This window comes from Noviherbaspirillum denitrificans, from assembly GCF_002211445.1.
Lineage (GTDB): Bacteria > Pseudomonadota > Gammaproteobacteria > Burkholderiales > Burkholderiaceae_D > Noviherbaspirillum > Noviherbaspirillum denitrificans.
This window is the reverse complement of record NZ_LSTO01000001.1, coordinates 3086024-3110221: the sequence shown is the minus strand read 5'-3', so window position 1 is coordinate 3110221 and position 24198 is coordinate 3086024. Positions and strand designations below refer to the sequence as shown.

The following is a 24198-nucleotide window of genomic DNA, read 5'->3' as shown; positions in this document are numbered from 1 at the left end:
ATGACGCAAATCAGGATCGGTGAACGACTCGTCGGCAAGGACCAGCCTCCGCTTGTGATTCTCGAATCGGGGATCAACCATAACGGCGACCTCGACAAGGCGTTCGAGATGATCGCGGTCGCGAAGCGTCTCGGCGCGGATGCCGTGAAGTTCCAGACCTTCAAGGCGGATGAATTCGTGGGCGACCCGACGCTGATGTTCACCTACCGCTCGCAAGGCAAGGAAGTCACAGAATCGATGCTGGATATGTTCCGGCGTTACGAGTTTTCGCGCAGCGACTGGCTGGCGATCAAGCGTCGCTGCGATGAAACCGGCATCCTCTTCCTGTCCACGCCGCAAAATCGCTCCGACCTCGACCTCCTGCTCGAACTCGGCGTACCCGCCGTCAAGGTCGGTTCCGACGACTTCACGAACCTCCCGCTGCTGCGCGATTACGCCAGTGCCGGGCTGCCGATGCTGGTGTCGTGCGGCATGTCCGATCTTGGCGAAGTCCACCAGGGGCTGGAAGCCGTCGGCGCGCTGGATGGACATCCGACCGTACTGTTCCTGTGCACGTCGCAATATCCGACGCCGCCGGCCGATGTGAACCTGCTCAAGCTGCGTACCCTGGCCGCGGCTTTCCCGTCGGTGGTCATGGGCTTCTCCGACCATACCCAGGGACCGCTGGCATCCTCGCTGGCGGTGGCAATGGGCGCCACAGTATTCGAGAAGCATTTCACCCTCAGTCACGACCTGCCCGGGCCTGACCACTGGTTCTCCGAAGACCCGGATGGTGCGGGGCAGTGGATCAAGGCGATCCGCACCGCGCACATCATGATGGGTTCTGCCCAGGTGCGGCCGACCACTGCGGAGCGCGAGATGCGCACGCTGGCGCGGCGCAGTATTGTCGCCCTGCAGGATATCGAGCCGGGTGCCGTGCTGGACGCAGGCAATATCGGCTTGCGCCGTCCCGGTAACGGACTGCCGCCCGCGCTGTTCGAGAAGGTGCTTCAACGTGTCGCGGCCAGGAAAATTGCCAAGGGCAGCCTGCTGGAACTGGGAGACTTCAACTGATGGACAAGTCAGAATTCGAAGCCCGCTTCGCGGAGTTGACGACCTTTCCGAAGAACCGTTTCCATCCGCTGGTCTGGATCGTCGGCAATCCTGAAATTGGCGCCAATGTCTACATCGGCGGCATGTCCGAAGTGAACGGCAAGGGCGCGCGGGTCGTCATTGGCGACAACTGCGATATCGCGTCGTTCGTCTCGATCAATTGCGCCGACTCGCACAGGAAATGCATCGGTTTGGCCAAAGAGGTGGACCGGCGCGATATCGTCCTTGAAAACAATGTCTTTGTCGGTTCGCATTCCGTCATCAAGGGCGGCGCCCATATCGGCCACCATTCCGTCGTGGCTGCCGGCACCATTGTCGAAGCCGGAGCCATTCCCCCGTATTCGCTGGTAATTGGCAATCCGATGACGGTCAAACCGGGGTATTACGCGCAGAAGCTGTCCGAGAATGATCCCGCATAACAGTCCCGCATGTGGTGCCGAAGAGGCCGAGGCGGCCTCCAGGGTGATTCAGTCCGGTTGGCTGGCGCAAGGGAAGGAAGTCGCCGCCTTCGAGGATGCGCTGTGTGAATTCCTCGGATTGCCGGCGGGGCATGCGGTTGCGGTGTCGTCCGGGACGGCGGCGCTGTTCCTTGCCCTCTGGGTACTTGGGGCGAAGGGAAAACCTGTCGGATTGCCGGTCTATGCCTGCTCGGCGCTGCGGAATGCGATTGCGATGGCAGGCGGTGAAGAGATCTTGCTGGACACCGGCAAGGGAACACCTAACATCGACCTTGCACAAGCTACAAGCTCGAAAGCGGAGATTATCATCGCGCCGCACATGTTCGGCATTCCGATGGATCTCTCTGAAGCTGGCGACAAGCAACTGATCGAAGATTGCGCGCAAAGTCTCGGCGCGAAGGTCGGCGGACGCCGCACCGGCTTGCAAGGCAAGGTTGGCATTTACTCGTTCTATGCGACGAAAATGATGACCTCGGGCGGGCAAGGCGGAATGCTTGTATCGCATGACAAGAGCCTGGTCGATGCAGTGCGCGATTACCGTGAATTCGACTGCAGGCATGACAGGCATCGGCGTTTCAATTTCCAGATGACCGACATGCAGGCAGCGGTGGGACGCGTGCAACTGAAAAGGCTTCCCGGCTTCATCGAACGGCGCGCAGCTATTTTCAAGATCTACCAGGAAGCCGGATTGAATCTCCTCGACGCTCCCGTGAATGCGGCAGGGTTCGAGCCGGTGCGCTACCGTGCGGTCATCCGAACCTACAGGCAGGGCGAAATCCTGACCGCACTGGCAGAGAACGGCGTGCGGGCCATCGTTCCTATCGAGGACTGGGAATTGCTCGGCGACGGTGCCGACTATCCGCATGCCTGGGATATGACGAAAACGACGGTATCGCTCCCAGTCTTTCCTGCGTTGACGGATGAACAGGCAGTGAACATCGCGGCATGCGTGAAGGGCCTGGCATGATCCTGACTGCACACCAGCCCGTGTATCTGCCCTGGCTCGGTCTGTTTCACAAGATCGCGCTGGCGGACATGTTCTGCATTTTCGATATTGCGCAATACCAGACCAAAGACTATAACAACCGTAACAAGATCAAGACCAATGCCGGCCCGATCTGGCTTTCGGTACCGGTGGAATCGAAGGACCATTTCCAGAAGAAGATTTGCGATATACGCATCGTCAATAATGGCTGGAACCGGAAGCATCTGAAATCGATACAGCTCGCGTATCAGAAGGCGCCGTTCTACAAGGACCACATCGGTGCGCTGGAAAAAATCCTCGGAACGCAGTTTGACTACCTGACCGACCTGAATACGGAAATCCTGCGATTCTCGCTGGACGCGCTTGGCATCAAGATCCCCATCGTCAAGGCATCGGACTACGATTTCTCAGGCTACAAGTCGGATCTCGTCCTCGACATGTGCGTGAAGCTGAAGGCCCGCCACTATATTTTCGGCGCACAGGGGAAAAACTATGCGGACGTGGCGTCATTCGAGAAAAATGACATCGGCGTCACCTTCCAGGATTATGTTCATCCTCGTTACAGCCAGCTTCACGGCGAATTCGAGCCGTATATGTCGCTGATCGACCTTCTGTTCAACGTCGGTCCCGAATCGTTTTCCGTTCTGATGTCCGGGAACATTTCCCGGGTCGCCCATGAGGGAGGAGACTAGTGAATTTTTCGACCGAATGGGACAGGCGCTACAAGGAGTTGACCCATCTCAGCATCTGGCCATGGAGCGACCTGGTCGGCTATGTCATGCGTCATGCCAGACCGGCTGGAAAAGATTTCCGGGTGCTGGAACTGGGATGTGGTGCAGGGGCGAACATTCCGTTCTTTCAGTCCCTGGGCGTGGAGTATTTCGCGGTAGAAGGAAGTCCTGCGATCGTCGAAAAGCTTTGGGAGCGATTCCCGCATTTGAAGGACAACATCGCCGCCGGTGACTTCACGCTCGAGATTCCGTTCGCCGGCGACTTCGACCTGGTCGTGGACCGGTCGTCGCTGACCCACAATACCAGTGCCGCGATCATTCACTGTATCGAGATGCTGCATGCGCGATTGAAGCCGGGAGGAAAATTCATCGGCATAGACTGGTTTTCGACCGCGTACTCGGAATACCAGCGCGGCTTGGCGGCGGAAGATGCGTACACACGCACGGGCTACCAGGATGGTTCCTTCGCCGATGTGGGCCGCGTCCATTTTTCCGACAAGCCGCACCTGCTGGAATTGTTCAAGGGCTTCGAGATGCTGGTCATGGAGCACAAGACGATACAGCGCGAGCTCCCGGACAGTGGCTGGCATTTCGCGAGCTGGAATTTCGTTGCGAAGAAACCCTGAATGGCTGCGCCTTCAGACAAGGCGTTCGAACTGAAATGACAAAAAAAATTCTCGTAGTGGCGGCCCATCCGGACGATGAAATCCTGGGATGCGGCGGCACGATCGCCGCGCACGCACGTGCCGGGCATGAGGTCCATGTGGTCATCATGGCGGAAGGCCTGACCAGCCGCAGTCTGCAGCGCGATGCCGCTGCGCAGAAGACCGACCTGGAACAGCTGGCGGATGTGGCGCGCAAGGCCAATGCGCTGCTGGGTGCAGCCTCGGTGACCTTGCACAGCCTGCCCGACAACCGCATGGATTCGCTGGACCGGCTGGACGTCATCAAGCTCGTTGAAGCGGAGATCGCGCGCGTGGTCCCTGAGGTGGTCTATACGCATCACGCCGGCGATCTCAATATCGACCACAGGATTGTGCATGAAAGCGTGTTGACGGCCTGCCGCCCCAAGCCGGGGCATCCGGTCAACAGCCTGCTGTTTTTTGAAGTGGCATCCAGCACGGAATGGATGCCGCCATCTTCAGCGCCGTTCTTCGCGCCGGACTGGTTCGTCGATATTTCGGACACGCTCGATCTCAAGTTGAAGGCATTGGCGTGCTATGACACTGAAATGTGCCCATGGCCGCATGCGCGCTCGATCAGGGCGCTGGAGAGCCTGGCCAGGTGGCGCGGCGCCAGCGCAGGTGTGGAAGCCGCCGAAGCATTCATGCTCGGCAGGCGTATCGTTCATTTGGGAAAAGCATGAGTTACGTGGACAAAAACAAGGTGGCCAAGGCCGACGCGCTGTTTCACAAGGCGTTTATCGCGCACAACGCGGGCAAGGTGAAAGAGGCCGAGGAACTCTATCGCAAGGCATTGCGCGAGACGCCGAACGACATGGAAACGCTGTACCTGCTGGGAACGGCATGCGCGCAGCTTGGCAAGATCGACGAGGCGGCTAAGTTCCTGGAGCGGGCACTGAAGATCGCGCCCGACCATGTCCAGGCGCTCAACAGCATGGGCCTCGTATTGAAAGCACAAAGAAAGCTGGCGGAGTCCACTAAGTGTTTCCGGCGTGCAGTGGAGCTTGAACCCAACTACGTGGATGCGCTGTCCAACCTGGGAAGCGTGCTGGAATTCGACGGAAAGCCCGACGAGGCGGAAGCGCCCCTGCGGCGGGCATTGGCACTGAACCCCGACATGGCCAATGTCCACTACAACCTGGGCCTTGTACTGTATGCCAAGGACAAGTTTGAGGAGGCAGCACGACACATCACCCGCGGGCTCGAACTGAGGCCCGATCTGGCGGAAGCATATAGCGACCTTGGCAGTATCTACAAGCGTTGGGGGCGCACTGAGCAGGCGCTTGCGTGTTTCGAACGTGGATTGAAAATTGCCCCGCAGTCGCACTACCTGCACACCAATCGTGGCACAACCTTGGAGGAACTGGGACGCTTCGACGAGGCGCTTGCCGAATACGAGATTGCTACACGCTTATGTCCGGAGGATACGACCGCGGCGTGGAATACTTCGTATCTCTACCTGCGCCAAGGTGTGCTCGATCGTGGCTGGGAAGCGCATGAGTTGCGGCTCGGCCCGGGCGGACAGGTATCGGAACGCTTTCCTTTTCCCCGATGGGACGGGTCTTCGCTCGAAGGCAAGACCATCCTCGTCTATGCAGAACAGGGTTTGGGCGACGAAATCTGGTTTGCCTCCTGTATTCCCGACCTGATTGCCAGGGCGGGGCATGTTGTCATCGAATGCACGCCGCGCCTGGCCTCGCTGTTTTCGCGGTCTTTTCCCACCGCCACTGTCGTCGGCGGCGACCGCTTGCAGATTGGATGGATCGTCAATGTGCCGAAGATCGACGTGCAGGTCGCGATGGGCAGCATGCCGCGCTTCCTGCGTCCGACCCTGGAAAGCTTTCCCGATACGCCGCAGTACCTGTATGCGGACACGCAGCGCATCGAATACTGGCGTTCCCGACTGGCACTGTTGGGGCCCGGCGTCAAGGTCGGCATTTGCTGGCGAAGCGGACTGGTGGTCGGCGAGCGGCACAAGAACTATTCTGAGCTGACCCAATGGGGGCAAATATTCAAGCTTCCTGGTGTGCATTTCGTTAACCTGCAATATGACGAGTGCTCGGACGAACTGCGCGCAGCCGAGGAAAAATTTGGGGTGACCATCACCTCATTCCGCGAGCTGGACATGAAGAACGAGCTCGACGAAACGACCGCGCTGATCTGCTCCCTTGACCTGGTGATCTCCGCTGGTACGGCGGTGAGCGAAATGGCTGGCGCTGCCGGCGTCGAGACCTATCGCCTGGATCCGTTCGGCAAGCCAATGGATGCATTGGGCACGGGCAGGTCGCCGTGGCATCCGAAGATGAGGCTGTTCGGCCAATTGACCCTGGGCGACTGGGATACGCCGCTCGCACTGGTCGCCGAAGCCCTGAGCGAGAAGGTGCGGGGAACCGCGACACAGGTCGAGTATGTCCGTCTTCCGCACGAGGTTGACGTCGCGGTCAACGGCTCGCTGGACGATCTTCCTACCTATGTGCTGAAAGAGCAGGGCGGATGGTTCGATGCCGAATATGCATTCGTGCTGGGCGTGGCGACGTCGGGCATGCAGGTGGTGGATGTGGGGGCGGGTGTCGGCGCATACGCGATTCCGCTCGCGAGGCGCATCGGCAACGGCCAGGTGCTGGCGCTCACGCATGGTGCGGAAAATGCCAACCTGCTGATGAAATCCCGCACGCGCAATGCGCTGGAAAAGAGCATCAATATCGCGATTGCGGACCAGGGCTTGTCACTTGATGCTGAAATGGACAAGCACGGCCTCGACAATATTGGGTTCATGCGCATCGCGGCTGACATTTGCAGCGTGGATCTGTTGGCGAGCGGGTCGCAACTTTTCTCGATCAATTCGCCCTTGCTGATGCTGGGCCTCAAGTCCGGCAGGGACTCCGCCCGTGCGCTCGGCGGATGGCTCAATGCGCGTGGCTATGGCCTCTACCGCCTGGTGCCGGGGCTGGGCATGCTGGTTCCAATTGCCGCATTCGAGGAACTGGATGTGTACGCGTTGAACATCTTTGCGTGCAAGCACGATCGGGCGGCATTGCTGGCGCAGCAGGGCATCCTGGTTGGACAGGTTCAGGCGTTGAATGATTTCCCCGGCATCGAACTGACGTACTGGCAGGAATACCTGGGATCGCTTCCCTATGCCGCCCCCATGCTGGATGGCTGGCTGTCGTCCCAGCCAAAAGCGCCCGGCTGGGAAGTGTACTGGATGGCCTTGAACCTGTTTGCAAGGGCCAGGATGGAAGCGCGTCCTGCCGCTGAACGGTATGCCAGCCTCCAGGCTTCCTGCAGCATATTGACGACCTTGATACAGGAACACGCGAACATGCCCAGGCTGTTGAGCCTGGTCCGAACCCTGACCGACCTTGGCCGGCGGGAAGCGGCGGTGAGTTTGCTGAACCAGATCTGCTCGCTGCTCAATTCGGGCATGGTGCGTTCGCTCGACGAGCCCTGCCTGGCTCTGTCGGCGCACTTTGCCTCGGCATCGCCGGCTGGACGCGAGTCCGACTGGAGCGTCGCGATGATCCTGGCCCAGCGCGAAAACCTGCGCGCATTGTCGAGCTTCTTTACCGGCGAGGAGGCGCTTCCGGTGCTGAAGGAGGTCCAGGCGCTCGGCTTCGGCGGCGGTGAAATCGACAGGCGCATGGAGCTGATCAAAAGGCGGTTTGGAATCGCATAAGGAACGAGGAAGCGATGAAAGCAGTCATCCTGGCCGGCGGGTTTGGCACGAGAATCTCCGAGGAGTCCCATCTTCGCCCCAAGCCCATGATCGAGATCGGCGGCATGCCCATCCTCTGGCATATCCTCAAGATCTATTCGGCGCACGGGGTGAATGACTTCGTGATCTGTTGCGGCTACAAGGGTTACGTCATCAAGGAGTACTTCGCCAATTACTTCCTGCACATGTCGGATGTGACATTCGACATGAAGCACAATCGCATGGAGATCCACGAGGAGCACGCCGAGCCCTGGCGGGTCACGCTGGTCGATACCGGTGCCGACACGCAGACCGGAGGGCGGCTCAAGCGCATCGCGGACTATGTGCGCGACGAGGAGGCATTCTGCTTTACCTACGGCGACGGCGTGGCGGATGTGGATGTGTCAGCCTTGATCGCCTCCCATCGATCGCATGGCAAACTGGCGACGGTGACAGCGGTGCAGCCGCCGGGACGCTATGGTGCGATACAGGTCGAAGAGGGAAGGGTGACCAGGTTTGCCGAGAAGCCGCCCGGCGACGGCGGCTTGATCAATGGCGGCTTTTTCGTTCTGTCGCCCAGGGTGCTGGACTACATTGACGGCGACGATACCGCATGGGAGTTGCGTCCCCTGGAGCGACTCGCGAACGAGGGCGAACTGAACGCTTTCGAGCACAGGGGCTTCTGGCAGCCGATGGACACCTTGCGCGAAAAAAACATGCTGGAGACACTTTGGCAATCCGGCAAGGCGCCGTGGAAGGTGTGGTAATGACCGCGCTTCCGTCACCGGCATTCTGGCACAGCAAGCGGGTGGTGCTGACGGGGCATACCGGTTTCAAGGGCAGCTGGCTGGCGCTTTGGCTGAAGCGCCTGGGTGCCGAGGTGCGCGGCATCGCGTTGCCACCCGACACATCACCGGCGTTGTTCAAACTGGCCGGCGTCGCCGACGAGGTGGACAGTCATTTCTGCGATATTCGCGATCCGGCCGTCGGCACGCTGATTCGTGAATTTCAACCCGATATCGTGCTCCACCTGGCAGCGCAGCCGTTGGTGCGCGCCGGCTATCGCCAGCCGCTGGATACGTTTTCCACCAACGTGATGGGTACGGCGCATGTGCTCGATGCATTGCGCGGTCTTGATTGCGTGAAAGTCGCCTTGGTGGTGACCACCGACAAGGTTTACCTCAATCGTGAATGGCCGTATCCGTACCGGGAGGACGATACGCTCGGCGGGCATGATCCGTACAGCGCCAGCAAGGCGGCTTCCGAAATGGTGGCGCGCTGTTACCGCGATGCATACCTGGCTCAGCAGGGCGTGGCGCTGGCCACGGCCAGGGCCGGGAATGTGATCGGCGGTGGCGACTGGTCCGCTGATCGCCTGATCCCGGATGCCGCACGCGCATGGGATGCCGGTGCGTCACTGTCGATTCGTTCACCGAATGCCACACGTCCATGGCAGCACGTGCTGGAGCCGCTCGCGGGTTATCTCGTACTGGCGGAACATTTGTGGGCTGACGCATCGTTTTCCGGCGCATGGAATTTCGGGCCCGCGAGCAATGACACCGCCACGGTCCGGACCGTCGTCGACATGGCGAGGGCGACGTTGGGGCACGGGGACGTCATCTGGGGCGATAACACCGACGGCCCGCATGAGGCCGGCTGTCTTGCGCTCGAAACCGCCAAGGCCCGGCAGCAACTGAATCTGTTGCCGCGCTGGACGCTGCAGGAAGCCGTAGGACGCACGATGCGCTGGTATCGCAGCCTGTCAGAGGGCGCCGATGCAAAGGCGCTCTGCGAGGCGGATATCCGCGATTACGAGGCGCCGGCATGAGCCGCTTCCTCGTCACCGAAACACCGCTGGCCGGTCTCAGGTTGATCCAGCGCCAGCAGTTTTCCGATTCACGCGGATTCCTGTCACGCCTGTTTTGCGCGGACGCGCTTCTGGCGGCAGGCTGGGACAAGCCGATCGTGCAGATCAATCATACGTGCACCCTGCGGCAGGGCACGGTCAGGGGCATGCATTACCAATTGCCTCCGCATGCGGAGATGAAACTGGTGACCTGCCTGCGCGGTGAAATCTGGGATGTGGCGCTCGACCTGCGCGCCGGCTCGCCCACCTTCCTGCAATGGCATGCGGAACGGCTGTCGGCGGACAATCATTGTTCCTTGCTGATCCCTGAAGGATTTGCGCACGGCTTCCAGGCGCTGAGCGATGATGTCGAGCTGCTCTATTGCCATTCCGCCGCGTATGCACCGGACGCCGAGCGCGGCCTGCATGCGCTGGATGAAAGACTCGCAATCGACTGGCCCCTGCCCGTGTGCGAACTGTCGGAAAAGGATGCCGCGCAATCGCGGGTCGACGGGAAGTTCGATGGGGTACGCGTATGAAGTGTCGTCATTGCCAGTCAGAGTTGACGCTTCCTTTCCTGGACCTGGGCGCGGCTCCGCCATCCAATGCCTATTTGAGCGAAGCGCAATTGCACGCTCCGGAGTCGTGGTATCCCCTGCGCTTGCTGGCCTGTGAAAATTGCTGGCTGGTGCAGACGGAGGATTATGTCCGGGCCGATGCATTGTTCAGCGCCGATTACGCCTACTTTTCCTCCACCTCCAGCAGCTGGCTCGCGCATGCAGCGCGCTATGCGGAAGACATCGGCAAGCGCCTGGTTCTGGATGCGCAAAGCCTGGTCATCGAAATCGCCGCCAACGACGGTTACCTGCTGAAGAATTTTGTCGCTGCCGGCATTCCCTGCCTAGGCATTGAACCGACGGACGGAACCGCCACAGCGGCAGAGAAGCTCGGCATACCGATGCTGCGCGAATTTTTCGGCACTGCGCTGGCACGGAAACTGGCCGCCGCAGGCCGCCAGGCCGACCTGGTTGTCGGCAACAACGTCTATGCCCACGTACCGGACATCAACGACTTTACAGCGGGATTGAAAGCGATATTGAAGCCGGGCGGCACCATCACGCTGGAATTCCCGCACCTGATGCGCCTGATCGAACAGACGCAGTTCGATACCGTCTACCACGAGCATTTTTCCTATCTCTCGCTCTACACAGTTTGCCGAATTTTTGAGCAGGCCGGTTTGCGCGTATGGGATGTCGAGGAATTGCCGACGCATGGCGGCAGCTTGCGCATCTATGGCTGTCATGTGGACGACGCGCGTCCAACATTGCCCGTAGTCGCCGTCTTGGTCGAGGAAGAAAAGCGGCGTGGATTGCGTGAGCGCGGCACTTACCTGGAATTCCAGTCGCGTGCCGAGCGCGTCAAGGACAAGCTGCTGGCTTACCTGATCGAGCAGAAACGTGCCGGCAAGTCCGTCGCTGCCTATGGTGCTGCGGCCAAGGGAAATACCTTGATCAATTTTGCCGGCATTCGAGGCGACCTTGTCTCCTATGTATGCGACGCCGCGCCGTCCAAGCAGGGGAAATTCCTGCCCGGTTCACGCATTCCAGTCCTGCCGCCGGCGGCCTTGCGCGAAAGGCGTCCCGACGTAGTGCTGATCCTGCCGTGGAATATCGCCCCCGAGCTGATCGCCCAGCAAAGTTTCGTGAAGGAGTGGGGCGGGAAGTTTGTCGTCGCGGTGCCTGAATTGCGAGAGATCGAATGAAAGTTCTGGTGACGGGCGCCACCGGCTTCATCGGCCGGCATCTCGTACCTGTGTTGCTCGAACGGGGCCATGAGGTGGCGGTGGTTGGACGTGACGTGGAACGGGCGCGCGGATTTGCTTGGTTCGACAGCGTCAGGTTCGTTTCATGCGACATCCATCGGATGGACGATCGCGCTCTGGAACTGTTCGGTGCACAGGACATTGTCGTTCACCTTGCATGGCCCGGCCTGCCGAACTACAAGGCGGCGTTTCATGTTGAAGAAAATCTGCCGGGCGATTGCCGTTTCCTGACTTCACTCATCAAGAAGGTAACAGGCCGGCTTCTCGTGGCGGGGACGTGCGCCGAATACGGTCTTCAAAGCGGCTGTCTCACAGAAGAGATGCCGACGTATCCGGCCAATGCGTATGCGCAGGCCAAAGACAGCCTGCGAACGGTTTTGCAGGACTTTCAAGGTCAATACCCATTCACCTTGCAATGGGCACGCCTGTTCTACATGTATGGCCCGGGCCAGAATCCAAACAGCCTGCTCGCGCAACTCGATCGCGCGATCGACAGCGGCGAGCCGGAATTCAACATGTCGGGCGGCGAGCAATTGCGCGATTACCTGCCGGTGCAGGAGGTGGCGCGGCGACTGGTTGCGCTGGCCGATCACCCGGCGTGCGCGGGTGTGGTCAATGTGTGCAGCGGTGAACCTGTTTCGGTGCGCAACCTGGTGGAGCGGCACCTTGCGCAACGCGGCGCCACCCTGTCCCTGAATCTCGGCCACTATCCTTACGCCGATGACGAACCCATGGCGTTCTGGGGCGGGACGGAAAAGTACAGGAGGTTTTGCGGGCATGTATGACGAGATCATCTTTTCGCAGCCCGGACTGCCGGTTTTCCAGAACAAGGTGTATCCGACGCGCGCGGCCGCACAAGCTGCGGTTTGCGGTGATGTGGAGTTGGTGCAGTGTCGGCTGTCGGGGCTGGTGTTCAACCGGAAATTCAATCCCGGCCTGCTTGACTATGATGCGGATTACCAGAACGAGCAGGCATGTTCGCCCGCGTTCAAGCAACACCTGGACGAGGTGCTCGAAATTATCCTTCGTCATTTCGGCCTGCAGGCGTCGGGCGTTGAAATCGGTTGCGGCAAAGGCTATTTCTTCGACATGCTGGACAAGGCCGGCGCCAGTGTTATTGGTTTCGATCCCGCGTATGAAGGCAATAATCCGCGGGTGGTCCGGCAGTACTTCGGCAAGGACGCGCTGAGCGTTGCACCAGACTATGTAGTGCTGCGCCATGTGCTGGAGCACATTCCGTCCCCCTGGGCCTTCCTTGAACAGATCGCTGCGCAATGCAAGGCCGGGACGAAGATCTATATCGAAGTGCCGTGCTTTGACTGGATCGTGAGCAACCAGGCGTTTTACGATGTGTTCTACGAACACGTCAATTACTTCACGCGCGATGTACTGGCCGGCGCATTCGGATCGGTAATCGCGTCCGGCCATTTCTTCGGAGGCCAATACCTGTACCTGGTTGCCGACCTGTCCAGTTTCCGCAAGCCGGTTGCATACCAGGGCAAGCGGTTTGCGGAGATATGCATGGATGCCTATTTCGCATCCCTGTTGCGTCGCAGGCGGGCTGGCGGAGGAAAGTCCTATATCTGGGGAGCGGGCGCAAAAGGCATCACCTTTGCCAACCTTCTTGCCAGGCAGGGCGTCGACGTCGATGCCATGGTGGATATCAATCCCGCCAAGCAGGGGCGATTCGCGGGCGGTACCGGATTGCCGATCCTGTCGCCGGACGAGATCGCCGGGCGGTTCAACGATGCCGATGTCTTCGTCATGAACCCGGTGTATCTCGACGAAATCAAAGCGTCGCTCAATGAATTTAACGTCAACGTGATATCGGTGGCCTGATCATGAATCTGATAGAAGCATTTCGCCAGGAAAGGCAAGCGCGCATCGACAGCAATGCAGGCAATGCCTCCTTGCAGCAATCCACGGTTGCCTTTCTTAACGAGACGATCCGCGCCGGGTATTCCTACAACTTTGAATGGCTGTCGCGGCCCATCATCCAGTATCCGCAGGACATGGTGGCGATGCAGGAGCTGATCTGGCGGGTCAGGCCGGACCTGATCGTGGAAACCGGCATCGCCCATGGCGGATCGCTGATCCTGAGCGCATCCATGCTCGCCATGCTCGACTATTGCGATGCGGTCGAGGCAGGCTCCATACTTGATCCACGCAACCCGCGCCGTCGCGTGCTGGGGCTCGACATCGATATTCGCGCGCATAATCGTGCGGCCATTGAGGCGCATCCGATGGCGCATCGCATCGATATGATCCAGGGATCGTCAGTCGCGCCGGAAGTCATCGGCAAGGTGCGGGAAATCGCCAGGGGCTACCAGCGCATCATGGTTTGCCTTGACTCCAACCACACGCATGAGCACGTGCTGGCTGAACTGGAAGCCTATGCGCCACTGGTCAGCAAGGGAAGTTATTGCTGCGTCTTTGATACCGTGATCGAGGATTTGCCGGAGGATTCATATCCTGATCGTCCATGGGGCGTCGGCGACAATCCGAAGACGGCCGTCCGGGAATATTTGCGCCGCTTGACGGAAGAGGGACGTGTCGCCGCTGACGGGGCATCGCTCGATCTTGAAATCGACAAGACAATCGAAAACAAGCTGCTGCTGACGGTCGCCCCCGACGGCTACTTGCGGCGCTTATAGCAAGCCGAAACGTTGGGCGAGCCAAAGCGCCCGCTGCTGCAAGGTATGGTTCTGGCAGGTTTGCATGAGCACGGCTTTGCGGTGGTGCGTCAGGTCCGCTTGCCGGAGGGCGTCGATCTTTCCGGACAATTCATGCAATCCATGGAAGGCGAACGGGCGGGCAGCGGGGTCGCTGTAAAGCAGTTCGAGTTCCGGGCGATGATCGGTCAGCACAACGCTGCCGGTGGCGGCGATATCCAGGACCTTGGGATTGACGGTCGACGAAACCTGCATGAAGTTCAGGTTCAGGTTGATCCGCGATCGCCGGTAGAGCGTGGGAAGGTCTTCGGGGGCGATCAGGCCCTTGAAATTGCGCGCGTTGACGCCGGCAACCTTGAGCCAGTCATCGTCGCCGTAGATCGCAACGTCGACGCCTTCGCCGGACACCTTTTCAATGGCGGCAATCCTGAAGGAGCCGCTCACGGCCATCTCCAGCAGATAGTGCAGGTAATAGGCGTGCGCAGGATAGGCGGCCGCGATCGGCGCGATTGCGTCCTGTATGTCCCGGTGGTGCTGCTTCAGGTAGTCATGCAGCCACACATACCCGCGGGATTGCTCGATGTCCCTGGCCAGGGCAGGCGCATTGCCGCCAAGGTCGTGCAAGACCTTGCCAAGGTGGCGGAGATTGGCGTGCAGGTTCTGCAGCCGGCTTTGGCCGACAAAGGATACGTCGATGTCCTGCGCGATTTCCGGCTGCGTCCCGGCTTCGACAAATGCCATGCGCGCGCCGGGAGGCAGCCACTCGGCGCCCTGGGGAAGCAAGGGCAGGATGTCCCGTGCAAAGCCGAAGGCGCGGGTGTTGCCGCGGGGATGGCGGAGGTCGATGTAGGTGGCGAGATTGGGCACGTCCCACCACCACATTGCCACGTGGCCGGGAACCAGCGCTTCCGGCTGCGGATAGCCAGTCGGTTCCTCCGTTTCGAACAGCGCGCGATTACGCGTGACGACGAGGCGGCTGGGCGCGCTTGCCAGGGTGGATCGAACGTTCCGAAGCTGCTCGCTGGTCCATGTGCCCTGGTTGTCCGGCACGCGCAGTAACTGGATCCTCAATCCCAGGTTGTGGAAGCAACGCGCCAGGTCGTCGAAGATCGCGCAGCACGGGCTGATCACAGTGACATCGTAGGCGGCGGTGCTGGCACGTGCCCTGGTCAGTTCTCCGATGGTACGTGCAGCTTCCTGCACGCCTCTGCGTAGGGCATCAAAGAATTCACTGCGCGCGGGCGTGGTGGCAGTGGCAACGAAGTGCAGCGTGCCGTTGCGGCCGTGCAGGCATGCGACCAGTTCGGAGGTGCATTCCCTCAGCGAGATCTCGCGCGTAACAGGCGAGTCCGCCGGCACCAGGAACAGGCGCAAGCGGCCCTCAGCCAGTGCGGTCGAGAAGTCATTGTGGTGCAGGACTGAAATGCACGCCGCCCTGTCGCATTCCACGACGAGGATGCGCGAGAAAGGCTGCGCCAGCAACCGCAGGATTTCAGCGCCGTCACCGATCCCCTGCAGGATCACGGTGTCCTCGGGTTTCAGTTCCGGTGGAGACCAGGCGCTTTGCCGTACCGTCGGACGAACGCCAGTTGCGGGCAGGGAGGAAATACGTGCAATGCAGGCTGCAGTGCGGGGATCGAAGAGATCGAGCGCGCGTTGATTGCGTGCGAATACGGAGTTGTCGACAGGCATGCTTTCTAAAGAGCCCCGTATGCCTTCTTCAATTTCATCTCGGTGCCGATGCTGCCGATGTCGCCTTGCAGTTCTTTCATCCAGGATTCTGTCAGGCCCTTGATCTCGGCATCGCCGTCGAGGATGGACTGGATCAACGCGGCTTTTTTTGCAGCCTCCGCAGGCTGCCAGCGGATGGTGTCGTTTCGCTTCAGCTCTTCTTCAACGGCACTTCGCACCTGCTCGAGCTCGACCAGCTTTTCCCATTCGGCGTTTTTGGCGGCATCCAGCATTTGCCGGGACAATTGCAGCATCGCTTCGTAGCGCTTCAGCAGTTCAAGGCTGGTCATACCAACTAACTCGACTTGGGCAGGTTGGCCAATTGCTGGCTCAGGAAGCTGCTGGTCGTGCTCAACTTGCCAATCAGGGTATCCAGGGCGGTGAATTGCGCACGATAACGCTTTTCAGTCGCTGTCAATTGGGTGTTCAGCACGGCAGCGCGCCTTTGCAGGTCGGCGATGTTCCTGTTGATGCCGTCGGTGGTACTGGCAAACGGGCCGCTGCTCGACATCATGCTGTTGATCAGGGTATTCAGGTTGTACGCATAGCCCTGCGAGAAATTGATCGAGCCGCGCGCGCCGGTGGTGCCGCCAATGATTTGCACCTTGATGTCGCCTGCATCGTTGCTGGTTGCATTTCCGATCGTTTCGGTTTGCGTCGCACCGAGCAGGTTGGTGCGGGCATTGCCGCCCGTCACAGAGACACTGGACGTGTTGCCGCTGCTGTTTGAGGTCAGCTTGAATACATCGCCTGCCTGCGTCACGCTGATCGATTTTCCTGCGACGGAAAAAGCCTGCGTGGTGTTGGTGGCGGTTTGAATGTGGGCGGCAAGCAGGGCAGAGGTATAGGTGCCGGCGGTCAGCGTCACCGTAGCGGAAACGCCGTCCACGGTCATCGTCAACTGATCGTTTACGCCAGCCGTAATGGTGGCGACCCGGGAATTGCTCTGCGTCGCACCAAGCAGGTCAGTAGCGCCATTGCCCGACACGGCGCCGACACTCGATGCGGTGCCGAACTTGTCCGAGGTGATGCTCAGGACGCCGCCATTGTGTGTCACCGTGACCCGGCCGGATTGGCCGGCAGCAGTCAGTGCGGCATTGATCTGGGTCTGGACCTCTGTTACCAGGGTGTCAGCCGTATAGGTGTTCGCGGTCAGTGTGGCGGTGACTGCTGGGGCGCCATCAATCGACAGCGTCAGCGTGTCGTTCGATCCGCCGGTAATGGTCAGTCCCGCAGCGGCGGATCCGGAGCGGCGCTCCTGCGTGCCCTTGTCCGATCCAAGCGATGTGCCCTGCACACCGCTCGCCGCGGTAAGGAACTGCCCGGCGCCCGTCGCCGCGACGCCATTGATGGTGCCGGCCACATCCTTGCCGGGCGTAGCGGTTGGCGCCGCGCCGAACAGCCCGGTAATCGCGGTGCCGCCGCTGACGCTGACGCTGGACGATGAGCCGTAACGATCCGATGTCAGGGTCAATACGCCAGCTGACTCGGCAACGCTGACCTTGGCGGATGCGCTGGAAAAAGTGGTGTTGCCGTTGATTGCAGCCTGGAGTTGTGCCGCCAGTGCAGACGCCGTGTTATAGGTGCCGGCGGCGAGCGTGACCGTCGAACTGGTGCCGTCGATGGACAGGGTCAACTGGTCGTTCACGCCGGCGGTGATCGTCATCGGCGTGGTAACGGCCGTCGATCCTGTCACCTTGCCTTGCGTGGCCAGGCTGGTCACGGAGACCGGATAGCTGCCCGGCTTGGCGTTGCCGCTGGCGCTCACGTAGCTAACCAGGCTGTCGGTCGACTTGCCGAATGCCGCGAACAGCTGGGCGAACTCGCCGGGATTGGCGGCCAGGGCCGACTGCAGCTTGGCCGTGTCGAGCGACAAGGTGCCGTTTTTCAGGAAGGTGACGCCGATCTGCGAAATATTCGTCAGGGTATTGCTGCCCAGTCCGGAAAGCGCGGTCGACAGGGTGCTGCGCATGCGCGCCTGGATCATTTGGGTTGCGGAGTCGCCAACCAGGATGCCGGCCTGCTTCGTATTCGGGTCGACGCGCGTCAGCGAGTTCAGCTGCGTGTTCGTGGTGTTGTATGCCGTAACCAGTGCCTGCACCGCCGAGACGATCGACGATGTATCGTTCGCAATGTTCAGGTTGGCACTGCCGACCTTGGACAGGTTGATCGTTGCGCCGCTGATCGCGCCGGTGACGGAATTCGATGCGCTGGTGATCGCCAGGCCATTGACGGTCAACGAGGCGTTCTGGGCTGCCGTGTTCTGGGTCAGGTTCTGCGTGCCGGCCGGATCGTAGCCCAGCAGGCTGGTGATGGATGCATCCTCACCGCTGGATGTGATCTTCATGCTCTTCGACAGGCCGGTGCTCGTCGACGTCAGCACCAGGCGATAGGGCGTGGTCGCATTGCCATCGCTGACGATCGATGCGGTCACGCCCAATTTCGCGGCATTGATCGCGTCGCGGATACCTTGCAGCGAGTTATTGCTGCTGTCGATGACTACCGTGCCGGTGGTTTGCGTTGCATCCTGCGTAAAGCTTGCGCCCGAGTAGGCCCCGTTGGTCAGCGTCCCGCCGCTGATGGTGCCGAACTGGAATGTCAGTGTGGTTGCAGTGCCGCTGCCGATCGCGCCAGTCGAGCTGGCCTGTGCAGCGGAAGAAATCGTTTGCGCCTGGGCGAGGGCGCTTACCGTAATGGGATAACTGCCCGGAGTCGCCGAGCTGGTCGCGGATGCCGAAAAAATGGAGGAGTCCGAAGCCGAAGCCGTCATGGACTGGAATTTCGAGACGGAATTCAGGGCGCTTACCGCCGACTGGAATGACGACAGCGCTCCCTTGAGGGTGCCGTAGGCGGAGAGCTTGGCCTGGAAGCTGGCCTCTTTCTTTTGCAGGGCAGTGAGCGGCTGGCTCTCAACGTTCATCAGCTTGGAAACAAGTCCGTTGACATCCAGATTTGATCCGATACCGGGTGATGATAAGGCCATGGCTTACTCCTTCAATGCTTCAATACTGCACGATACATCAACCTGCAATTACGTTCCAGCGACAGGGGGAAAAACGCCTTCAAGTGAACGTAATAAATTGTAAAGCTATGCCTTCTGGCGGATGACCAGGCCTTGCAGCCTGTCCAGGGACTTGGCAAGGTCCACCAATTCTTCCGACGGAAACTGACGGATCACTTCATCGGTCCGGGTATCGATCACTTTGACAACGTGAATACCCGTTTCGCTATCCACGGTGAATTCCACACCGTTGGTCATTGTCTGGACGACCTTGTTGAGCTTGTTCGCTGCGTCCTGGAGCTGTTCTTTTTTTATCAGCTCGCTGGTGGCGGCGACGGCCTTCGACGGGAGTTCGACAGGGGCGGATGGGCGCGAAGTGACAGGAGCGGCGGGGGCGGGATTGGCCGCGACGTTTGCGGGCGGGCTGTAGCCTTCGACGCTGACTGTTGAGATCCGCATTCCTATGCTCCTTTATGGAAAAAACCCGGCCGGGAATCCGGCCGGGTTTGTTGCTGCGTTAGCGTCCTGATTAGCGGAGCAGGGCCAGCACGCCGTTCGGCAGACCGTTTGCCTGGGCCAGCATTGCCGTACCAGCTTGCTGCAGGATCTGGCCGCGGGTCAGGTTCGCGGTTTCAGCCGCGAAGTCTGCGTCGGTGATCCGGCTGCGTGCGGCGGTCAGGTTTTCCGACGTCGATTGCAGCGTGGAGATCGTCGACGTGAACCGGTTCTGGATCGCACCGAGGTTCGCACGGCTGGTGTTGAGCGTCGAGATCGCGTTGTCGATTGCGATGATCGCGTTGTTCGCACCTGCTGCCGTCGACACGTCGATGGTTGCCAGGGACTGGCCGCTCTTGCCTGCGCCGTAGGTACCGACAGCCGACATGCCGATGGTCGACATCGTTGCGCCGGTGGTGCCTGCCGACACCGTGAAGGTCTTGGCGGAGCTCAGGGTAAAGGTGCCGTACTTGCCGCCGGCGCCGTTACCGGAGGTGAACGTGACACCGGATGCAGCCGCGGTAAGGGCAGCCGAGGAGACAGAGATGTTGCGGCCGTCAGCGGCAACCAGGAGGACGCCGGATGCCGAGGAACCACCGTCCACTGCCTGCACGCCGGTCTGGCCCGAGATCGCGTTGATACCTGCGATTACTGCGGCGCGGGATGCGGTGTTGTCGGAAGCGTTGGTCGTGATGCTGCCGGTGGCGATACCGTTGATCAGGAAGGTGCCGGTAACAGAAGCCGCAGTCATCGCCGAACCATCGGAGGTGTTGGCATCGACGGTAGCGGTCACGCCGGTCTGGGACGACACCGCATTGATAGCCGCAACCTTGGCGATGGAGCTGGCAGCGTTGCCCGACGACGAAGAGGTGTCGCTGGCAGCAAGGCTGGCGCCGACGATGATGCCGTTGAGTCGGAAGTCACCCGTTGCAAACGCCGTAGCGGTAGCGGTCGAGGAAACCGTGGAGGTGGTTGCCGTTTGCGTCGCGAAGGTGCCAGCCTTCACGCCTGCATTGGCCAGGCCGGTAGAGGTGCCGGTGATGACGATGGCCTTGCTCGAGGTCAGGCTGAAGGTGCCGAAGCCCAGGTTGGTGGAGGCGGAAGTAAATGTCACGCCGGTACCCGCGGCGGTCAGCGCTGCCGACGAGACGGAGATATTGCGGCCGTCAGCGGCAGTCAGGGTGATGCCGGCCTCGGTGCTGCCACCGTCGCTAGCCTTCACACCGGTCTGGCCGGAAATCAGGTTGATCGCGTTGATCACGTTTGCACGGATGGTCGCGGTGCTGTCGGCCGCGTTCGTGGTGATGGTGCCCGTCGCGACGCCGTTGATGGTGAGCGTGCCGGCCAGTGCGGCAGCAGTCATGCTGGTACCGCCGACCACGTTTTCATTGACCGATGCGCTGACGCCGGTTTGCGAGGAAACCGCATTGATTGCAGCTGCCTTGGCGATCGCGCTGGAGCTCTTGGCCGCGTTGGAAGCCGTATCGCTGGCGGACGAGGAGGAACCGACTGCCACGCCGTTGATGACCAGGTCGCCGGTGCCGAGTGCGGTACCGTTATTGGCTGCGGTCAGCGATGCCACCTGGGTGCTGCCCAGCTTGGTGGTTTGTGCGCTGTCCATCGAGACGGAAATCGTCTGGTTGGAGTTGGCGCCGACCTGGAATGCCTGGTTGGCGAACGAGCCGTTGAGCAGCTTGATGCCGTTGAATTCGGTGGTTTCAGCAACGCGGCCGATTTCGGAGACCAGCGCGGAAACTTCAGCCTGGATCGTTGCGCGGTCGGAATCGCTGTTGGTGGAGTTTGCTGCCTGGACTGCCAGGGTACGCAGACGCTGCAGGTTGTCGCTCATGCCGGACAGCGCGCCTTCAGCCGTCTGGGCCAGGGAGATCGCGTCGTTCGCGTTACGTGCTGCTTGGTTCAGGCCGCCAACCTGGGCGGTCATACGCTGGGAAATCGCCAGACCGGCTGCATCGTCCTTTGCGCTGTTGATGCGCAGACCGGAGGACAAACGCTGCAATGCCGTGGTCAACGACGAGGAAGACGAGGACAGGTTACGCTGCGCGTTCAGGGACGCCAGGTTTGTGTTGATCATCGAGGACATTTGAATCTCCTTTTAGGACGCTACGTTTAATCGGTACCCGGTTTGTCTCGTGTTTCCTATGGGACACAACCGTTGTTGCTAGCTTTATCGGACGGGTCTGGAAAAAGTTGAGGCCGTTTGCTGATTTATTTTTTCTGACCCCGTTTTAAATCAAGCGGGATGCCTGTTTCTTCGGAATGAAACGGAAAATCTTTAGTGTTTGGCGGCAATATCGAAAAAAGAAAAGAACGGGCCTAAAGTAATCGGAAAACTGGCCGTTAATGCGCCGTGCTGCGGGAAAAGAACTCATCGAGCCGGACAAAATGGAACCAAGCCAACAAGAAATCGATGCCATCGTTGCACTGTATGGCCAGGGCCGCCTCGACGAAGTGGAGGCGCTCGCCCGGTCGCTGACGGCGCGTTTTCCGTTGCACGGGTTCGGCTGGAAGGTGCTGGGTGGCGTTGCGGTGCACCAGGGCCGGCTTGCGGATGCGGCGGAAGCGGTGCAAAAATCCGCGGAACTGGCGCCGGGTGATGCCGAAACCCATTGGAATCTTGCTTATATATACAGGGAATTGGGGCGCAAATCGGATGCCGAGGCCTGCTTCCGGCGTGTGCTTGCCATCGCCGGGGACGACGCCACGGTGTATCGGGACCTGGGCGTCACTGTCCTGGACCAAGGCCGCATCGGCGAGGCGGAAGCCTGCTTTCGCAAGGCGCTGGGGGTCAAGCCGGATTACGCGGATGTCTACGGCAACCTGTTGTTTGCCCTGAACTACGACGCTGACAAGAGCGCCGAAGAGATTTTTGACGCGTATCGCGAGTACGACGCCCGTTTTGGCTTGCCCCTGCGGGCGCAATGGCGGCCGCACGGTAACGATCGGGGCGCGAATCGCCGCCTGAAAGTCGGCTATGTGTCGCCTGATTTCCGTAGTCACGCGGTACGTTATTTCCTGGAGCCGTTACTGGCGCACCATGACAAGACGGTTGTCGAGGTGACAGCCTATGCGGAGCTTGCCAGCGAAGACGCGGTTACCGGGCGCTACCGGCGCTATATGGATCACTGGGTGCCGACCGCGGGAATGAGCGATGCGGCGCTGGCCGAGCGTATCCGCGCGGACGGCATCGATATCCTGGTGGACCTCGCAGGACATACCGCGAAGAACCGGCTCGGCGTATTCGCCCTCAAGCCGGCGCCGGTCTCGCTGACGTGGCTGGGCTACGGGTATACAACCGGGCTGACAGCGGTAGATTACCTGCTGACCGACTTCGCCAGCGCGCCGCAGGGCAGCGATGGCTTCTTTTCCGAACGGCCCTGGCGGCTGGACAACCCGGGCTACATCTACCGTCCAGCGGAGGATTCCGGGCTTCCGAACGCCTTGCCGGCAGCGTCGCGCGGCTACGTGACCTTCGGTACGTTGACGCGGGCGCTGCGGATCAACCATCACACGATTCGCGTATGGTCGGAAATCCTCCGGCGCGTTCCCGGTGCACGGCTCGTCGTCAACAGCGAGAATTTCAGGGAGCCGTCCATGCAGGCGGCACTGGCCGGGAAGTTTGCGGCGCATGGTATCGGTCGGGATCGGCTCGACATCGGCTATCAAACGCCTCCTTGGGACGTACTGCGGGGAATGGACATCACCCTCGATTGCTTCCCTCACAACTCCGGCACCACACTGTTCGAAAGCCTTCACATGGGCGTGCCTTATGTCACCCTTGCTGGCCGGCCTAGCGTCGGGCGGGTGGGCAGTTCGATACTGGAAGGCGTTGGGCGTCCGGAATGGATTGCCCGGACTGAAGAAGAATATGTGGAGAAGGCGGTCGCACTGGCGTCGGACCTGTCCGCACTCGCCGCGTTGCGCGCGGGATTGCGCGCTGAAATGGCCGCCAGCCCGTTGATGGACGAGCCGGCATTCGCAAGGAAGGTCGAGGCCGCGTACCGGGAAATGTTTGCGATCTGGAGCGCCAGCGGTCGTTGACGCTGGCGATCTACTTATCGATCCGCACCAGCCAGGCGGCCTTGTCCAGCACGGAAAGCGCGCGCTGTATCACTGCCTCGCCATCTCCCTGTGCGGCCTCGACGATCAGTCGGGAACTGGCGCATATGCGCAATGCGGAGATTGCAATCCCGTCGCGTTCGCCGCAGGTGACAGGTTGTCCCAACTGGCAGCGCAATGCGGCTAGCCCAGTCTCGCTGCCGCCGGCTTGCGACGACATATCAGCCTGTAGCAAGCGATAGATCCGCAACGTCTGCTCCCGGTTCATCGGCCGCCGGCTCGTTGTGCCTGGCGCCGGCTGAAACAGCAGGAATGGAAAAATCGTTGGAATGCGATCCCATGCATTGCTGGTGCCGATCGCGCCGCGATCAAGCGGAGGCACGGGCAAGGGGGCGAAGAGCGGATCGTTTTGCAGGCGAGTCGTGACCGCGTGTGCAAAGGCGTGCAGGAATTGCGTGATCCGCTCTTCCGGTACTTCCCGAAACGCTTTCAGTTCCTGCAGTGCCGCTTCCCAGCGCAGCAGCAAGCCATAGTTGGGTACGCAGTCGAGCACTGCTGCGGCATCCCAGTCCGAAGGCCAGTCGGCGCGGCTGGCGTAGTCGGACAATGCGCGCGGCAGCGGATGGCGGCGAAAGCGTTGCGCGACGGATTGCGGGATCATCAATGCGCCGGAGAACGTCGGGCCGGTGAGGAATTTCGATCCGGTGAGCGCGACTATGAAACCGTGCGCAAGATAGTCGCGCAAGGTCGACGACGCGATGCGGAATTGGCAGGCATCGATCATTACGTCGACGGCGTCCACGTAGCGATTACGTAATGCCATCGCACATGCAGGAGTCGGTGCGATCATGCCTGTCTTCGATACATCGACCGGTACCAGGAGAACGCGCTGCCCCGCGGCTGCCGCGTTG

At 60.5% G+C, this 24198-nt stretch carries 21 protein-coding genes; 15 read left to right on the top strand and 6 right to left on the bottom strand.

Annotated features, from left to right (window positions below):
* From AYR66_RS15070 to AYR66_RS15005, 14 genes are read left to right on the top strand one after another with little or no spacing between them, the layout of a single operon-like run.
* A complete protein-coding gene (locus tag AYR66_RS15070) occupies nucleotides 1-1053 on the top strand; it encodes an N-acetylneuraminate synthase family protein (protein WP_088708170.1) in 1053 nt (350 codons plus the stop codon).
* Nucleotides 1053-1511: an acyltransferase gene (locus tag AYR66_RS15065; protein ID WP_088708169.1), complete on the top strand. Its 459-nt coding sequence runs from the start codon at nucleotides 1053-1055 to the stop codon at nucleotides 1509-1511. The genes AYR66_RS15070 and AYR66_RS15065 overlap by 1 nt, the downstream gene beginning before the upstream one ends.
* The gene (locus AYR66_RS15060; protein WP_088708168.1) at nucleotides 1498-2517 is read left to right on the top strand and encodes a DegT/DnrJ/EryC1/StrS family aminotransferase; all 1020 of its coding nucleotides are present in this window, start codon (nucleotides 1498-1500) and stop codon (nucleotides 2515-2517) included. Before AYR66_RS15065 ends, AYR66_RS15060 begins: the two co-directional genes overlap by 14 nt.
* On the top strand, nucleotides 2514-3227 hold the full coding sequence (locus AYR66_RS15055) for a WbqC family protein (RefSeq protein ID WP_170942157.1): 714 nt from the start codon (nucleotides 2514-2516) through the stop codon (nucleotides 3225-3227). Before AYR66_RS15060 ends, AYR66_RS15055 begins: the two co-directional genes overlap by 4 nt.
* Complete coding sequence (locus AYR66_RS15050) at nucleotides 3227-3892, top strand: class I SAM-dependent methyltransferase (protein WP_141104082.1); 666 nt, start codon at nucleotides 3227-3229, stop codon at nucleotides 3890-3892. The genes AYR66_RS15055 and AYR66_RS15050 overlap by 1 nt, the downstream gene beginning before the upstream one ends.
* Nucleotides 3893-3927: 35 nt before the next feature.
* Nucleotides 3928-4632 (top strand): PIG-L deacetylase family protein, encoded by a 705-nt coding sequence (locus tag AYR66_RS15045; protein WP_088708166.1) that lies wholly within the window; start codon nucleotides 3928-3930, stop codon nucleotides 4630-4632.
* Nucleotides 4629-7625 carry a tetratricopeptide repeat protein gene (locus AYR66_RS15040; RefSeq protein ID WP_170942156.1) on the top strand — a complete coding sequence of 999 codons (2997 nt, stop codon included), beginning with the start codon at nucleotides 4629-4631 and terminating at the stop codon, nucleotides 7623-7625. The genes AYR66_RS15045 and AYR66_RS15040 overlap by 4 nt, the downstream gene beginning before the upstream one ends.
* A 14-nt stretch (nucleotides 7626-7639) precedes the next feature.
* The gene (gene rfbF, locus AYR66_RS15035) at nucleotides 7640-8410 is read left to right on the top strand and encodes a glucose-1-phosphate cytidylyltransferase (RefSeq protein ID WP_088708164.1); all 771 of its coding nucleotides are present in this window, start codon (nucleotides 7640-7642) and stop codon (nucleotides 8408-8410) included.
* Complete coding sequence (gene rfbG / locus AYR66_RS15030) at nucleotides 8410-9471, top strand: CDP-glucose 4,6-dehydratase (RefSeq protein ID WP_088708163.1); 1062 nt, start codon at nucleotides 8410-8412, stop codon at nucleotides 9469-9471. Before rfbF ends, rfbG begins: the two co-directional genes overlap by 1 nt.
* Nucleotides 9468-10028, top strand: a complete 561-nt coding sequence (rfbC, locus tag AYR66_RS15025) for a dTDP-4-dehydrorhamnose 3,5-epimerase (RefSeq protein ID WP_088708162.1) — start codon at nucleotides 9468-9470, stop codon at nucleotides 10026-10028. Before rfbG ends, rfbC begins: the two co-directional genes overlap by 4 nt.
* Nucleotides 10025-11251 (top strand): class I SAM-dependent methyltransferase, encoded by a 1227-nt coding sequence (locus AYR66_RS15020; protein ID WP_088708161.1) that lies wholly within the window; start codon nucleotides 10025-10027, stop codon nucleotides 11249-11251. Before rfbC ends, AYR66_RS15020 begins: the two co-directional genes overlap by 4 nt.
* The gene (locus AYR66_RS15015) at nucleotides 11248-12096 is read left to right on the top strand and encodes an NAD-dependent epimerase/dehydratase family protein (protein ID WP_088708160.1); all 849 of its coding nucleotides are present in this window, start codon (nucleotides 11248-11250) and stop codon (nucleotides 12094-12096) included. The genes AYR66_RS15020 and AYR66_RS15015 overlap by 4 nt, the downstream gene beginning before the upstream one ends.
* Nucleotides 12089-13150 carry a class I SAM-dependent methyltransferase gene (locus AYR66_RS15010; protein ID WP_088708159.1) on the top strand — a complete coding sequence of 354 codons (1062 nt, stop codon included), beginning with the start codon at nucleotides 12089-12091 and terminating at the stop codon, nucleotides 13148-13150. The genes AYR66_RS15015 and AYR66_RS15010 overlap by 8 nt, the downstream gene beginning before the upstream one ends.
* Before the next feature lie 2 nt (nucleotides 13151-13152).
* On the top strand, nucleotides 13153-13965 hold the full coding sequence (locus AYR66_RS15005; RefSeq protein ID WP_088708158.1) for a cephalosporin hydroxylase family protein: 813 nt from the start codon (nucleotides 13153-13155) through the stop codon (nucleotides 13963-13965).
* Here the strand turns inward: AYR66_RS15005 and AYR66_RS15000 are convergent.
* The 5 genes from AYR66_RS15000 to AYR66_RS14980 form a co-directional block, all read right to left on the bottom strand.
* Nucleotides 13960-15675 carry a glycosyltransferase family protein gene (locus AYR66_RS15000; protein WP_088708157.1) on the bottom strand — a complete coding sequence of 572 codons (1716 nt, stop codon included), beginning with the start codon at nucleotides 15673-15675 and terminating at the stop codon, nucleotides 13960-13962. The genes AYR66_RS15005 and AYR66_RS15000 overlap by 6 nt on opposite strands.
* A 5-nt stretch (nucleotides 15676-15680) precedes the next feature.
* The gene (locus AYR66_RS14995) at nucleotides 15681-16004 is read right to left on the bottom strand and encodes a flagellar protein FliT (RefSeq protein ID WP_088708156.1); all 324 of its coding nucleotides are present in this window, start codon (nucleotides 16002-16004) and stop codon (nucleotides 15681-15683) included.
* 5 nt (nucleotides 16005-16009) lie between these two features.
* Nucleotides 16010-18697, bottom strand: coding sequence for a flagellar filament capping protein FliD (gene fliD / locus AYR66_RS14990; RefSeq protein WP_088708155.1), 2688 nt, complete (start codon nucleotides 18695-18697; stop codon nucleotides 16010-16012).
* A gap of 105 nt (nucleotides 18698-18802) precedes the next feature.
* A complete protein-coding gene (locus AYR66_RS14985; protein WP_088708154.1) occupies nucleotides 18803-19174 on the bottom strand; it encodes a flagellar protein FlaG in 372 nt (123 codons plus the stop codon).
* A gap of 70 nt (nucleotides 19175-19244) precedes the next feature.
* Nucleotides 19245-21311 carry a flagellin N-terminal helical domain-containing protein gene (locus tag AYR66_RS14980; protein WP_088708153.1) on the bottom strand — a complete coding sequence of 689 codons (2067 nt, stop codon included), beginning with the start codon at nucleotides 21309-21311 and terminating at the stop codon, nucleotides 19245-19247.
* A 260-nt stretch (nucleotides 21312-21571) separates the two neighbouring features.
* On the opposite strand from AYR66_RS14980, the gene AYR66_RS14975 reads away from it, so the two are divergent.
* The gene (locus AYR66_RS14975) at nucleotides 21572-23269 is read left to right on the top strand and encodes an O-linked N-acetylglucosamine transferase, SPINDLY family protein (RefSeq protein WP_088708152.1); all 1698 of its coding nucleotides are present in this window, start codon (nucleotides 21572-21574) and stop codon (nucleotides 23267-23269) included.
* A 10-nt stretch (nucleotides 23270-23279) separates the two neighbouring features.
* On the opposite strand, the gene AYR66_RS14970 is transcribed toward AYR66_RS14975, so the two are convergent.
* Nucleotides 23280-24198, bottom strand: a 919-nt coding sequence (locus AYR66_RS14970; RefSeq protein WP_206047185.1) for a hypothetical protein, incomplete at its 5' end; no start/stop codon positions are given.